Genomic DNA, 15,021 nt, shown 5'->3' on the forward strand with positions numbered 1-15,021 from the left:
TATTAAAAAAAGAAATTTAAGACATGATCTTAAGAGCTGACAACCTAGTCAAAACATATAAAGGCCGAAGCGTTGTAAAAGGTATTTCGGTTGAGGTAAACCAAGGAGAGATTGTAGGACTATTGGGACCTAACGGTGCCGGAAAAACCACATCTTTCTATATGATTGTTGGACTTGTAAAGCCTAACAGCGGAAAAATATATCTGGACAATATGGATATTACCGATTATCCTATGTACAAACGTGCTCAAAACGGTATTGGTTATCTTGCTCAGGAGGCTTCGGTTTTCAGAAAGCTTAGTATTGAAGATAACATATTGAGTGTATTACAACTTACAAACCTATCTAAACAGGAACAGGAAGCTAAAATGGAAGCCCTTATAGACGAATTCTCACTACAACATATACGTACTAACCGAGGTGACCTTTTATCGGGTGGTGAGCGACGTCGTACAGAAATTGCCCGTGCACTGGCAACCGACCCTAAGTTCATCCTTCTTGATGAGCCTTTTGCAGGTGTTGACCCGGTAGCGGTTGAAGACATTCAGCGTATTGTAGCACAGTTAAAAAATAAAAATATAGGTATTCTTATTACCGACCATAACGTACAGGAAACTCTTGCCATTACAGATAAGACTTACCTAATGTTTCAGGGAGACATCCTTAAGGCAGGTGTACCCGAAGATCTTGCCAGTGACGAAATGGTACGTAAAGTATATTTGGGACAAAACTTTGAGTTAAGAAAGAAAAAACTGGACTTCCAGCAACAAACAACTCCGTCTACAGTCCCTGATGAAGAAAACTTTTAATATAAGTGAATAAAAAAACGGCCTTGAGGCCGTTTTTTGTTTATTATTTCATTAAAAATTCCTTCGGCGCAAAAAGTTTACCTTTATCATACATATTAAGATAAAGGACTTTTTTTACAGTATCCCCTTTTATTTCAACTTCATAAATATCCAAAAGCCTCATACCCATCATTACATTTTTTGATTCAAAATGAGAGCAGCAGTTAATAAAAAACTAATTTTGATTTCATAGTATAAATAAATTGGTTGCAGCCAAATATATAGAAAACTATTAATCAATAAGCTAAAAAACAACTACTGTAGTTTCATTGTATGTAATGCTGTAATATCTCCGTTGTAAATATTTACATCAACATTGCCATCTATTCCTTCAATAGCTGCCTTATCTGTAAACTGCCAAAAATGCCATTCCTTCCTTATTTCTTCTTCAAAAAAACTATAGTTGGCAATCCATAAAGTATAGCCTACAAATTCTTTTTTTAAAAAATCGGTATAAAAACTCTCCCCGCTGTAAATAATCGGCTTAACACCATAGTGAGTCTCAACCCTATCCAACCAGCGCTTAAGTCCGGTTTTAAGGCTATCCATACTTTGTTTACTTGGTATCTTTTCAATATCAAGCACAGGTGGCAGGTCACCTTTTTTCAGGGAAACTGTTTTTATAAAATTATCGGCTTGTTTTATAGAGTTTTCATTTGGTCTGTAATAGTGGTATGCACCGCGAATAAACCCTTTTTTACCCGATTGTTTCCAGTTATCCTTAAACTGTTTATCGGTTTTATTCTTACCGGCAGTAGCCCTAACGAATACGAATTTCATGGCAAAATCCTCGTTCCCCTCTTTTACCTTACCCCAGTCAATATCACCCTGATATTCGGACACATCAAAACCAAAAACTTTATCCTTGTGGCGCGATACTATCTCATAAATTCTGAGGTCGGCAATTTTGCGTTCCTCTTTAGTTAGTTTTTCAATACACTTATTGCTCTTAAAACCTAAATAGTATAAAAAACCATGTCTGTACTGATAACCTATTGCCACAACAAAAGACAATAGTAAAACCAAAAAAGAATACTTAAGTATTTTACCGGGTGTAACCTTTCGGTTATCTTCCCTGTAAACAGCCTTTGCTTTTCTGGAAGCCTTATTATAGTTTTTTTTGTATTGCCTGTTATCCATTAGCCTGTTTAGCAGTCATATTGTTTATTACAGAAAGTATTACATAAAACAATATAATTACAGGAATAGCAAAATACTGGAAGAAAGACAATAACAATACCGATACTATTAGAAATATGAATTGTATTTTATTGTTTTTCCAGTTAAAGTATTTTACTTTAAGCGAAAACAAAGGAATCTCGGCATTCAACAGGTAAGCACTCAGTAAAGTTATACCTACCAGAATAAACGGATTACTTAAAAACTCAAACACAACACCCTCACCTCCGGTGTGGTTCAATATTACAGGTAAGCTCATTATAAACAATGCATTTGCAGGTGTAGGCAAACCAATAAACGAGTCGGTTTGACGTTCATCAATATTAAACTTTGCCAGCCTATAGCAGGAAGCCAGGGTTATAATAAAACCAACATAAGGTAATAAGCCTAAATAACCATTATCGATAGATAAGTTATAGTCATCAGTTAAATCAGCAATATTTGCCAATAGCTGATACATCGCTACACCCGGCACTACACCACTGGTAACCATATCGGCCAAAGAATCTAACTGAAGTCCAAGCTTACCCTGAACTTTTAGTATCCTTGCAAAGAAACCATCCCAAAAATCAAAAAAGATACCCATGCAAACCCAAAAGAATGCCATTTGCAAATTGGTATTGAATGCATACACAAGAGCTATTAAACCAGAAGCAAGATTTAGTAACGTAATAAAGTTCGGAATGTGTTTCTTAACAGACATAGCATTTAATTTTACTGCAAAGTTAACACAATAAGTTAATAGAAATAGAGTTTAGTAATTGAGATTTTTATTTCATATTTGCACAAATTTAACAGCGTTGAAAAAGAAATTTATATTTCCCATACTGCTTTTTTCCTTTTTAGCTCATGCACAGTCAGTCAGGAAGTACTCTAATGAATTCATGAACATTGGGGTAGATGCCGCTGCACTGGGAATGAGTAATGCTGTTACAGCCCATACCGGAGACGTTAACTCGGGCTACTGGAATCCTGCCGGATTACTACAGGTAAAAGACAAACAACTGGCACTTATGCACGCCAGTTATTTTGCCAATATAGCACAATACGACTATGCCGCTTTTGCCATGCCTATTGACGAAAGGAGCGCCTTTGGAATATCGGTAATTAGATTTGGTGTGGATGACATTATGAATACCACACAGCTAATAGACAGCGAAGGTAATATAGACTACAACAGGATAAGCCTTTTCTCGGCTGCCGATTATGGCGTTACCATATCATATGCCCGCTCGCTACCGTTAGACGGCTTTCAGTATGGCATTAACGCAAAAGTTATCAGAAGGATAATAGGAGATTTTGCCAACTCATGGGGATTTGGTTTTGACATAGGCATACAATACCAAACTAAAGACAACTGGAAATTCGGTTTAATGTTAAGGGACATAACAACCACCTACAACGTTTGGAACATTGATGAAGAGGAGTTCCAAACTATTAGTGATGCTATACCCGGTGAAAATCAGGAATTACCGGAAACTAATGAGATTACATTACCAAAAGCTCAACTTGGTTTCTCAAAAAAATTCATAATACGCTACGATTATAGTATATTAGCATCGGCCAATTTAAATATGCAGTTTGCCCAAACTAATGACCTTGTATCTACAGAGTCAATCAGTTTTGATCCGGCCTTTGGTTTTGAATTTGGTTATATCGACATCGTTTATTTAAGAGGTGGTGTTGGTAATTTTCAAAACATAAGGGAAATTGACGGTAGCGGTAAATTAAGCTTTCAGCCAAATATAGGACTTGGCTTTAAGTACAAAGGCATAGAAGTTGATTATGCATTGACCGATATTGGCGACCAGAGTGCAGCATTATATTCAAACATTTTTTCCCTCAAAGTAGATTTAGGGATATTCAGATAAACAAATCACACCATGCAAAGTTTTAGAGCTTTATTAATTTTACTTTTTATTAGCTTATCAACCTTTAAAACCTTTGCACAAATCCCTTTATCACATAAAGCCGAAATAAGTGTATTAACCTGTGGACCGGGAAACGAACTATATTCAGTATTCGGACATACAGCTATCAGGATATTTGACCCTGCCAAAAATATAAATACGGTATACAACTTCGGGACATTCGATTTTGACACGCCTAACTTCTACCCAAAATTCGTAAAAGGAGACTTACAGTATTTTGTTTCAGTAGCTTCTTACCGTGATTTTATTTACGAATACCAGTATTACGGTCGTGATGTATATGAACAGACATTAAACCTTACTCAATACCAAAAACAACAGATTGCAGACGAACTTAACGGTATACTTTTTTCAGATAAAAAATATTACACCTATAAATTCATAAACCGTAATTGCACAACTATGGTGGCAGACATAGTCAACAAACAGGTTCCTATTTCATTAGAAAATTCAGACAGCGGAAAAACATACAGAGAGATTATCTACTCTTATCTTCAGGACAACCATTTTTACGAAAATCTGGGAATAAACCTTTTGTTTGGCTACAAAACAGATAATACATCTGAAAAGCTATTTCTACCTAAAGAACTGATGGAGGGAATTAGCAATACCAAAACAAAAAGCGATAAGTCTTTAGCAAAGGTAACAACAACGATAGTTGAAAAAACAGAACTAACCACAGGTTTTTCTTTTATAAATAGCTTTTACAGTTATATTATATTAGCTCTTTTATTACTTATCCTTACTATTAAAAAAGCAGGCTACAACACTTATTTGGTATTCGCAGGTCTTATGGGATTACTATTTTGCTTTGTGAGTTTATATTCCAGCCATAACGAACTATTATTAAACTACAATATACTACTATTTAATCCACTTTTTATAATTATAGCCATCATCAGTCCAAAAAAGAGAAAAACACTCTTAAAAAGACTTATATACATATCATCTAGCCTTTTTGTAGTTTATCTGGCACTAACAATAACTAAAATACATATATGGCTTATGTTACCACTCTTATTAGTCAACTCAGTTGCCTTAATCAGAAAAATGAAAGCAATCCCCACTACTAATTAGCACATTTTAACAAACAGTATTATTTAGAATTAGTGTTTTATATTAATTTTACAACACTAATTTTAAACCTAATACCTTGCTTTTTTTCAATAAACCAAAGGTAGCCCTGGCAGATTTAATCCCTGATGGCTATATAGACATACACTCACATTTATTACCCGGAATAGATGATGGCGCTAAAGACGAAAATGACACCCTTTTACTCATCAATACCTTAAAAGAATACGGGTTCTCACAATTTACAGCTACACCGCATATACTACCGGGAGTATGGAACAACACTAAAGAAGGAATACTGCAAAAAGAAGAAAGCACCCTTTCTTTTTTAAGAGAACAAAATATAATATCACCATTTAAAGCCGCAGCTGAGCATTTAATGGATGACACCTTTGTTGAGTTATTCAAATCAGAATCACTCCTGACACTTAAGGATAATTACGTTTTGGTTGAAATGTCATACATTAATCCGCCAATTAACCTTTACGACATATTATTTGAATTACAGGTAGCAGGCTACAAACCTGTACTTGCCCACCCCGAACGCTACCTGTTTTATCATTCAAAATTTGAAGAATACTACAGACTTAAAAAAGCAGGATGCCTGTTTCAATTAAACCTGCTTTCAGTTACAGGATACTATGGCCAAGGTGTTTTAAAAACGGCTGAAAGACTTTTAAATGAAAAGCTAATTGACTTTACAGGATCAGACACACACCACATGAAACATGCTACAGCTTTTAAAAGCAAAATACCTTTTAAAAAGCATGACGCTTTAAAAGACGCCTTAAAAAATAATGCCTTCTTTAAATTTTAAAGAAGGCATTATTTTTATATTATATAAAGCTTACAGCTTTTTCTTTCCAAAGATTTTATCTCTCCAGCTTGATCTAGACGCGTCCATATCGGCACCATAACCATATCCATAACCATAACCGTAGCCATAACCATAACCGTAGCCCGTTTTCCTATCAGTATCATTAAGAACAAGAGCCATATTAGGTAGCTTCCCTTCTTTGTACATGTTTTCAGGAACAACAAGCATCCTCTTATCAAGATAATTCGCTCTTGACACATAAATGAATGAATGCGCCAAATGAGCAACAATTATAGTATCGGTCACTAAACTAACTGGAGCTGTATCAACTATAATGTAATCGTACTCCTTTTGAAGCTTTTCAAACATTTCAACCACACGTTTCCCCATAAGTAATTCAGCCGGGTTTGGAGGTATTATACCAGGAGGAAGTATATAGAAGCTTTCAAAATCTCCATACTTAACAATATAATCATTAAGATTTGCTCCGTTAGGTGAAGACAAGTAATTTGTAAGCCCTTTAGAAGGTATGTTTACATACTCATCTAACTTAGGGTTACGTATATCCATACCTATAAGAAGCACTTTTTTACCTGTCATAGCTATTGTGGTAGCTAAGTTAACAGACACGAAAGTTTTACCTTCTTTAGGTATAGTAGATGTAACAAAAATGGTTTTAGCAATGCCTTCAGACACATTATTAAGCATAAATTCCATATTTGTTCTAATAATCCTTAAAGCCTCAGCTGTACCCGATCGACCATGAAGATTAACCAGCTCACTACTTGTTTCTGACCTAGGCACATCTCCCAAGAAAGGTACTGTTAAATGATCAAAATCAGCGTTACTATGTATCTTAGTATCTAGAAGCTCTCTTAGGTATATAATTAAAAATGGAATTAACAATCCTAATATTAAGGATGCCAATAAAACAATATTACTTTTTGGAGAAACGGGCTGTTCCTTAGCAAAAGCAGAATCAATTATTTTTGCATTAGGAGAAGTAACTGCAAGGGTAATAGCATTCTCTTCTCTCTTTTTTAATAAAAATAAATATAACTCTTCCTTAACTTCCTTTTGTCTCTCAATAACCCTAAATTGTCTTTCCTGACGAGGGGCCTCACCCACTCTACCCTGCATTATATTTTCCTGCCTTTCAAGGTTCTTTTTAGCAATTTTAAGAGAAGACAATAAATTACCCAGGCTTTGCTTAAGACTCTCTCTAAATCCTTCTATTTGAGTATTTATAGCAACCATCTGAGGATGCTCATCTGTCATGCTCTCAGTCTGTCTTTGTTTTTGAAGAACAAGCTCATTATACTCTTTAATCATTGAAGCTGCATCTCCTTCCGGCATAAGATTGGTTGGCATAGTACTATCATTGTCAGCACTATCTAAAAACTCAATCATATAATTCACAACATCAATCTCTCCTGCCTTCGCATTAACACTTTTACTGTAAGCATCCGCAGAAGTCAAAGATAGTTTTACATCAGAAAAAATATCAGTAAGCCTCTCTCCTCTTTTATAACCCTCTGCATCTCTCTCAACAGTATCGAGCTCTTTTGTTAAGGATTCAAGCCTCTTATTAATAAACTTTTCAGTATTAGCAGCTACAAGGTTCTTATCTTTTACAGCATCATTATTATAAATACTTATTAAAGTATCAAGAAAGTTCTTTCCTTTTTCAGGCACCTTATCAGTTATAGATAACGAAACAACACTCGTCATTTTATTAACTGTATTAACCTTTAATTTACTCCCATATGCATCTGTAATTTTCCTTAAAGGCTTTATCTGTATAAAAACCTCTTTACCTTCATTCTTAGTATTTGTTGGCAGACTATCAGTATTTATAGTCACAACCATATTTCCAAACTTAGTTGGCAATGATTCTCCATAAGAATACACCCCAGCTTTTTCACCTTCAGAATCTAATAATTCATACTTTAAATCTGAAATAGGTTTAACTGAAAAAATGGTATCTGATTCAAAAAAATCAGGTGTTGTATCATAAAAGTTAACTCTCACAAACGAGTTCATGTAAGCTTCAGAAGTTTTTAAGTTTCCCTTATTAAAATAACTTACATTAAACTTTAAATTCTTAACCGTGTTTTGAATCAGTGTACGGGCTTTAAGTACTTCTATCTCATTATCAACATTACTGTTCCCCGACATAAACCCTAGCTCACTAAGGGCAGATAGCTCATTTCCGGCTCCGCCTTTTTTCTCATCTTTAATAAGAATAGTAGCCGAAATACTATATTCAGGGGTTGCATATCTTAGATAGATAAAAGCCAAAAACAAGCAAACAATTACACTTACTGTAAACCATTTCCAATGCACCAGATATTTATCTAGCTGAGCTCTTACATCAAAACCGGATTCATTTTCGTTTTCTGTTAAAATAGGAATATTATTGTTTTGCATTTTTATCTAGTTAATAGAGCAATAAGTGAAATTAAGATTGAAGTTGCAGATATGAGCACACTTACATTAGGACCAACACCAGATGAGTTTATTCTGGTTTTATTCGGTTCTACATACACATAATCATTTTGAGTAAGATAATAAAAAGGTGAGTTAATAAAATCAGCTTTTGTCATATCTATATAATTATAAGTCTTAACACCATCAATTTCACGTATTACCAATACATTATCCCTCTTACCATAAATACTCATATCTCCAGCCATAGCAATAGCCTCAGGCAGAGTAAGCCTTTCTGTCTGTACAGAAACAACACCAGGCCTAGTAACTTCACCAGCAACCGTAACCTTAAAATTCACAATCCTTAAATTAATTGTAAACTCCTTCAGATAAGCAGATAATTTTTCATTTAACATCTCAAGAGCCTCTTCTTTTGTAAGTCCGCTTATTTTCACATCCCCCAAAACAGGCAGCTGAACTTCTCCATTTCTATTCACGGTATAAGCCTGAATTCTTTGTTGAGAAGATGCTACATCAATACTACCACTAAAAGTAGTTGTACCGGTAACTCCCGTTATTGGTAAGTTGAAATCCTTTGCGGCACCATCAGGAGCTGAAACAACTATCATCAATAAGTCGTCCGCTTTTATACGTGTTTCAAAATTTTGTTTTGAATCTTCAAACGATGGTAAATTTTGATAGTACACTAGCTTCTTCCTAGGAACACATGAGGTAAATAAAAGTGTAGCAATAAAAAACAGTAATATCTTTCTTATCATTTTTTACGGTATGGATATTTTTTCTAAGAAGAAAATATTGGTTAATTTAGCGCAAAGATAATTTTTTTTAAAAGCAAAAAAACGAATAATTAGTTAAAAGGGGATTTTAACCCTTTTTATCAAGAGTAGCAAATTCAGAATTCATACTAATAAACTCAGGAACAATTTGTTTCATTTTAAAAACCACTTCTTCTACTAAATAGCCTGAAGCCGTTACTATCAAATCATCCACCTGATGTCCTAAACAAATAAAATCATCAAAAACCTCCTGAGCAACCATAATTTTTTCATGATGCGTAGGTAACGTTTTAGATGTATCGTTCAATAGTTCTTCATATAACTTCTCCCCTGGCCTTAATCCAATTATTTTGATTTCAATATCCTTATCAGGAATAAAACCTGCTAAACGAATCATTTTTTTTGCAAGATCTATAATCTTAACTGGTTTTCCCATATCAAATATATAAATCTCACCTCCTTTACCCATAGCTCCCGCCTCTAATACTAATTGACAGGCCTCAGGTATAGTCATAAAATATCGTATGATATCTGGGTGAGTTAGAGTAATGGGACCTCCTGCTTCAATTTGTTTAGTAAATAACGGAACCACAGAACCGTTAGATCCTAAAACATTTCCAAAGCGAGTAGTAATAAATTTTGTAGAGCAATGTCCGTTTTCCACCATCATTTTATTATGTAGAGCCTGAACATACTTTTCGGCAATACGTTTACTTGCTCCCATAACATTACTTGGGTTAACAGCCTTATCAGTGGAAACCATTACAAAATTATCAACCTTATAATCATAAGCTAAATCAGCAATATTTTTAGTCCCTAAAACATTAACAAAAATAGCCTGAGAAGGATTTTCCTCCATCAAAGGAACATGTTTGTATGCTGCTGCATGATAAACAACCTGAGGCTTATATTTTCTAAAAACCTCTTCCATAGCCCCTCTATTTCTTACATCACTAATAATAGAAACAATATTAGTGTTAGAATCCATTCTACTCACTTCAAGCCCCAGTTGATGTAAAGGTGTTTCTGCCTGATCAACCATTACAACATTCTTAGGATTAAATTGTAAAACCTGCCTTACAATTTCACTCCCTATAGAACCTGCAGCACCGGTTACCAGTATTGTTTTATTTTTTATTTGAGAAGAAATTGAATAGTTATCAAGAACTATAGGTTTTCTTTCAAGTAAATCCTGTATTTGGAAATTTTTTATTTTTCTGGAAATTTCTTTTTGATCTTCCCAGTCAGATATCAAAGGAACTGTATAAACTTTATAATTAAACTCCAAGCATTCATCTACTATAGCGAGCTTTTCCTCTTTTAATAAACTCTTATCTGCAATAACCAATGCTTCAGCATTGAACACCCTCATCACAACAGATATTTTCTTTTTATGTTGCAAGATAGGCAACCCGAGAATCATTTTAGATTTATTATGACTTGATTTATCTATAAAACCCACTAATTTGAATCGCCCCGGAATCTCAGACTTCAATGCATTAGCAACAGCAATAGCATTAGCATCAGAACCATATATAATAGCCCTTACCAATTTTTTACCATTACTACTGTTAAAGTAATTTTCAAAAACCTGTTTTACTAATACCCTATATAAAAATAAACAACTGAATGAAAACACAGCATTAATTAATATAGCGACGTTAAGATAAATTAAATCTCCGGTAATAGTTTGATACAAACTGTTAAATGCTAAAAGTAAAAAAGCCGTAGTAAACTGGGCAAAAAATATTTTAACCGCATCTATATAAGAAGAGTGCCTAATAATACCTGCATAAGTTCTAAAAGCCCGAAAGGATAGTAATGTTATAAATAGGTATATCAGTATACTCAAGAAGTATAAATCTGACTTTATAGACACACCTGTTCTATGTATTAAAACATAGGAAATTATACCGGTAGAAGAAACCACTACTAAATCCAGCAACAGTATTATCCAACGCGGCAAATAACCTAAATTATGTAATGACGTCCAAAAACGATAGTCATTCCAATTGTAGTCTCTAATATTTTTACCTTCCCTCACTCTCTAAAAATCAATAAATATCACCTTAATTTCTTTTAAAAACTAAGTAGAAATTGCCAAATCAAATACTGTATTAATCACTTCAAATATACGCTCTCTATCTACATCTTCCAAATTTGAACCAGAAGGCAAACATAAACCCGACTCAAATAATGATTCTGAAACGTTCCCACCATAATAAGAACACCCTTTAAATACAGGCTGCATGTGCATTGGTTTCCATAGAGGTCTTGACTCTATATTCTTTTCTTCAAAAGCCAACCTTAAATCTTCTCTCGTCTTACCAGTAGTTGTAAAATCAACAGTAATAGCAGACAACCAGTGGTTTGAATAAAAATCACCATTAGGTTCTTTAAAAACGTTCACCCCTTTAATATTTTCAAACAATGTATTATAGAAATGATTCATTCTTCTCCTTAAAGAGATATGCTCATCAAGCACTTCCATTTGCCCTCTACCAATACCAGCACACACATTACTCATTCTATAGTTATATCCTACTTCACTGTGTTGATAGTGTGGCGCGGCATCTCTGGCTTGTGTAGAAAGAAAAACCGCTTTATCTTTCAACTCCTTATTTTTTAGTACTATTGCACCTCCTCCAGAAGTTGTTATTATCTTATTTCCATTAAAAGACAAAATACCTATATCTCCAAAAGTACCACATTTTTGCCCTTTAAAAGTACTTCCAAGAGCCTCAGCACTATCCTCTAAAACAGGAATATCATACAAATCAGATATTTGTTTAATCCTGTCCGCTTTATATGGCATTCCATAAAGATGTACGGCAATAATAGCCTTAGGCTTTTTTCCTCTTTTTATCCTGTCTTTGATCGCTTCTTCAAGTGAGTCAGGACAAATATTCCAGGTATCAGGCTCACTATCAACAAAAACAGGATTTGCACCTACATATTTAATAGGATTTGCTGAAGCTGAAAAAGTCATACTTTGACAAATTACCTCGTCACCATAACCAACTCCAAGTAAAATCAACCCCAAATGTAAAGCGGATGTACCAGAACTCAGAACTCCTACATGAGAATTACTCAATAAATAAGTTTCTAAATCACCCTCAAAACCATTAACATTAGGCCCAAGCGGAGCAACCCAATTGGTATCAAAAGCCTCATTTACATATTTCTGTTCGTTCCCTCCCATATGTGGAGAAGAGAGCCATATTTTATCCAAACTCATTATTTAGAGATTATTTTTTATACAAATTTAAATTAAAACTATCAAACTAAACAATTTTAATTAATGATAACACAAGTCATTAAAACCTATTATATTTTATGATTTTACCCGGGTTCCCCACAACGACTGCAAAATCAGGAACATCTCTTATAATAACTGCTCCGGCACCTATTGTAGCCCATCTCCCTATTTTAACCCCTTGTATAGCAACAGCTCCAATACCAATATGAGTCCCCTCACCAACCTCAACATTTCCAGCCAAAGCAGCACCTGGCGAAACATGAACATAATCACCTACTATACAGTCATGCTCAATAACTGCCCCTGTATTAACAATACAATGCTTCCCTACCAAAGCATTTGCATTTATAACAGCACCTGCCATAACAACTGAACCTTTACCCAACTTGGAAGAGGGAGATAAAGTTGCATTGGAATGCACTAAGTAAACATAATTTAGCTTTAACTTATCATTTATTTTTTTTCTTATACGATTATTTCCAATAGCTATTAACCATTCACTTTTGCTTTCAAAAACAGTTTTATCAGACACCACTTTAACCCCTAGCAATTCATCACGTCCCGGATTATCATCATACAAAGCCTCAACAAATTGCTCTTTACCTGACCTGACAACTTCAATTACAACTTTGCTATGACCGCTAGCACCATATAAAAACATACTAATTCCCTTTAAAAACTTCCATAGTCACAGAAGTTGATGAACTAACTCCCTCCGACTTAAACACTTTCTTTACAGTCAAAAATAATATCTTTAAATCTAATTTGAAGGATAGATTATCTACATACCAAACATCTAAAGTAAATTTATCCTGCCAGCTAATTGCATTCCTTCCATTTACCTGAGCCCAACCGGTAATACCAGGTTTCACCTCATGACGCCTATTTTGCACTTCATTATACAATGGCAAATATTGAACTAATAAAGGCCTAGGCCCAACAAGACTCATATCACCTTTTAATACATTTAATAATTGTGGAATCTCGTCCAAAGAAGTTTTTCTGACGAAAGCGCCAATAGAAGTTAAACGCTCAGCATCTGAAAGCAAATCTCCATTTACATCTCTCGCATCTGTCATAGTCTTAAACTTTACAATACTGAACACCTTTCCGCCCTTTCCTGGTCTTTTTTGAAAAAAGAAAGGTTTTCCGCTATTAGCAAAAAAAAGACATACCCCAACCACAAGAAGTACAGGACTAAAAACTAACAGAGCTAACAATGCAAGCAAAAAGTCAATTAATCTTTTTAAAACATTTTTATAAATCATTCTCAAAACTTTTATATTCTTCATGTATTGCTTCCCAAACAACTAGTTGCTCATAGCGAGAAACAATCATCTCTCTGGATTTATCTCTCATAGACTCATAAACCTGAGTATCTTCATAAACTCTAAACATCGCATCATGAAGTTGTTTTGTATTTTTTACAGATATAATAAAACCATTAACATCATTAATGATAATTTCATTACAACCATTAATATTTGTAACTATTGAAGGTAGTCCCATAGCTCCAGCCTGCATAACTACATTAGGAAAACCTTCCCTGTAACTTGGAAAAACCAAAACATTAGAAATATCCAAGTATGGCCTCACATCTTTTTGAAAACCTGTTTCAATTATTAGTTTATTCTTTTTTATAATACCAACAGTTTCAGGCAACAAAGGATCTAATTCTGATTCATATGGACCTACTAAAAGCATTTTAATATTTTTAATCCCTGAACTTAATTTATCAAACACATGAACCAGTTCATTAATCCCTTTATCCCTAACCAACCTTCCTACAAAAACAAAAACAAAATCAGATTCTAAAACACCTAAACTCTCTTTAAAAACAAGTTTATCATTATCACTCCAAAAATTTGAATTAAAATAAGCAGTATTTATACCATTTGAACTACCATTAGCTAAAACTTTTAGTTTTGAAGACTCGCAAAAACCTTCCCTGACAATAATTTCATTTAAACCATATGAATTTGGATAAACTTTAGTAGCACAATTATATGTAAGCTTTTCAACAAAATTAAGAACCTTTCTCTTCATGCCATTAGTCTCCAATAATGGTAAACCTGCAACTGTATGCAACCTGTGAGGAATACCTACAATTTTTGCCGCTAGCATACCAACAATTCCAGCTTTCGGTGTATGTGTATGAACAATAAAAGGCTTTTCCTTCTTTAAAACCTTCATCATTTTTATCAATGCAAAAACATCTTTTAAGGGTGATATAGTCCTTGTCATTTCAACAGTATAAGTCCTTACACCCTGATTTTCACCAAATCTATTAAGTCTTTCTTCATCAGACGAAATAGCTACCACCTCGTAGAAATCATTCATATAGCGAAGCTGATTCTCCAAGAGCTTCTCTAAGGATATAGGAACAGTTGTAATTCTTACGAGTTTATTTTTCATAAATAACAGAATCAATTTTACCCACAAAACCATCTATACTCTTAACTTCCAACAACTTATCAAACAAAACTCTACAATAATCCGTATTCGAATCAAGAGCTTTTTCCATTGCATGAGTTAAAGCATTTACATCTTCAGTTTCACAAACAAAAACGCCTTTAATTTTATCTATACCTCCTGCACATTTAGTAGAAACTATTTTACTATTTTGGAACATCATCTTCAAAAGCACATTAGGAAAACCTTCAACTCTTGAAGGGAACTACACAAA

13 protein-coding genes and 1 pseudogene are annotated in these 15,021 nt (G+C 34.1%); 4 read left to right on the top strand and 10 right to left on the bottom strand.

Features of this window, described 5'->3' with window-relative positions; translation table 11 throughout:
* Nucleotides 1-23 precede the first annotated feature (23 nt).
* Entirely contained in the window at nt 24-809 is a 786-nt protein-coding gene (gene lptB, locus GN157_RS07800; RefSeq protein WP_035129961.1) for an LPS export ABC transporter ATP-binding protein, read from the top strand.
* A 294-nt stretch (nt 810-1,103) separates the two neighbouring features.
* On the opposite strand, the gene GN157_RS07805 is transcribed toward lptB, so the two are convergent.
* Nucleotides 1,104-1,988: a glycoside hydrolase family 25 protein gene (locus GN157_RS07805; protein WP_157482731.1), complete on the bottom strand. Its 885-nt coding sequence runs from the start codon at nt 1,986-1,988 to the stop codon at nt 1,104-1,106.
* On the bottom strand, nt 1,981-2,730 hold the full coding sequence (locus tag GN157_RS07810; RefSeq protein WP_157482733.1) for a CDP-alcohol phosphatidyltransferase family protein: 750 nt from the start codon (nt 2,728-2,730) through the stop codon (nt 1,981-1,983). Before GN157_RS07810 ends, GN157_RS07805 begins: the two co-directional genes overlap by 8 nt.
* A 97-nt stretch (nt 2,731-2,827) precedes the next feature.
* Between GN157_RS07810 and GN157_RS07815 the strand changes: the two genes are divergently transcribed.
* The 3 genes from GN157_RS07815 (at nt 2,828) to GN157_RS07825 (ending at nt 5,849) form a co-directional block, all read left to right on the top strand.
* Nucleotides 2,828-3,898, top strand: a complete 1,071-nt coding sequence (locus GN157_RS07815) for a putative type IX sorting system protein PorV2 (protein ID WP_231749087.1) — start codon at nt 2,828-2,830, stop codon at nt 3,896-3,898.
* 12 nt (nt 3,899-3,910) lie between these two features.
* The gene (locus tag GN157_RS07820) at nt 3,911-5,035 is read left to right on the top strand and encodes an Lnb N-terminal periplasmic domain-containing protein (protein WP_157482735.1); all 1,125 of its coding nucleotides are present in this window, start codon (nt 3,911-3,913) and stop codon (nt 5,033-5,035) included.
* A gap of 76 nt (nt 5,036-5,111) precedes the next feature.
* A complete protein-coding gene (locus GN157_RS07825) occupies nt 5,112-5,849 on the top strand; it encodes a tyrosine-protein phosphatase (RefSeq protein ID WP_157482737.1) in 738 nt (245 codons plus the stop codon).
* 30 nt (nt 5,850-5,879) lie between these two features.
* Here the strand turns inward: GN157_RS07825 and GN157_RS07830 are convergent, their stop codons facing one another.
* From GN157_RS07830 to GN157_RS07865, 8 genes and pseudogenes are all read right to left on the bottom strand, one after another.
* Entirely contained in the window at nt 5,880-8,279 is a 2,400-nt protein-coding gene (locus GN157_RS07830) for a GumC family protein (protein ID WP_157482739.1), read from the bottom strand.
* A gap of 2 nt (nt 8,280-8,281) precedes the next feature.
* Nucleotides 8,282-9,058, bottom strand: a complete 777-nt coding sequence (locus GN157_RS07835) for a polysaccharide biosynthesis/export family protein (protein WP_157482741.1) — start codon at nt 9,056-9,058, stop codon at nt 8,282-8,284.
* A 106-nt stretch (nt 9,059-9,164) separates the two neighbouring features.
* Entirely contained in the window at nt 9,165-11,120 is a 1,956-nt protein-coding gene (locus GN157_RS07840) for a polysaccharide biosynthesis protein (protein ID WP_317163520.1), read from the bottom strand.
* A gap of 42 nt (nt 11,121-11,162) precedes the next feature.
* Nucleotides 11,163-12,314 (bottom strand): DegT/DnrJ/EryC1/StrS family aminotransferase, encoded by a 1,152-nt coding sequence (locus GN157_RS07845; protein WP_157482743.1) that lies wholly within the window; start codon nt 12,312-12,314, stop codon nt 11,163-11,165.
* A 79-nt stretch (nt 12,315-12,393) separates the two neighbouring features.
* The gene (locus tag GN157_RS07850; protein ID WP_157482745.1) at nt 12,394-12,996 is read right to left on the bottom strand and encodes an acetyltransferase; all 603 of its coding nucleotides are present in this window, start codon (nt 12,994-12,996) and stop codon (nt 12,394-12,396) included.
* Between the two features lies 1 nt (nt 12,997).
* Nucleotides 12,998-13,600: a sugar transferase gene (locus GN157_RS07855; protein WP_317163523.1), complete on the bottom strand. Its 603-nt coding sequence runs from the start codon at nt 13,598-13,600 to the stop codon at nt 12,998-13,000.
* On the bottom strand, nt 13,593-14,750 hold the full coding sequence (locus tag GN157_RS07860) for a glycosyltransferase family 4 protein (RefSeq protein WP_157482748.1): 1,158 nt from the start codon (nt 14,748-14,750) through the stop codon (nt 13,593-13,595). The genes GN157_RS07855 and GN157_RS07860 overlap by 8 nt, the downstream gene beginning before the upstream one ends.
* Nucleotides 14,740-15,000 (bottom strand): annotated as a pseudogene (locus GN157_RS07865) (hypothetical protein); the annotation flags it as partial. The gene GN157_RS07860 and the pseudogene GN157_RS07865, both read right to left, overlap by 11 nt.
* Between the last annotated feature and the right edge of the window lie 21 nt (nt 15,001-15,021).

The sequence above is a fragment of the Flavobacterium rakeshii genome (assembly GCF_009741375.1).
Classification (GTDB): Bacteria; Bacteroidota; Bacteroidia; order Flavobacteriales; family Flavobacteriaceae; genus Flavobacterium; species Flavobacterium rakeshii.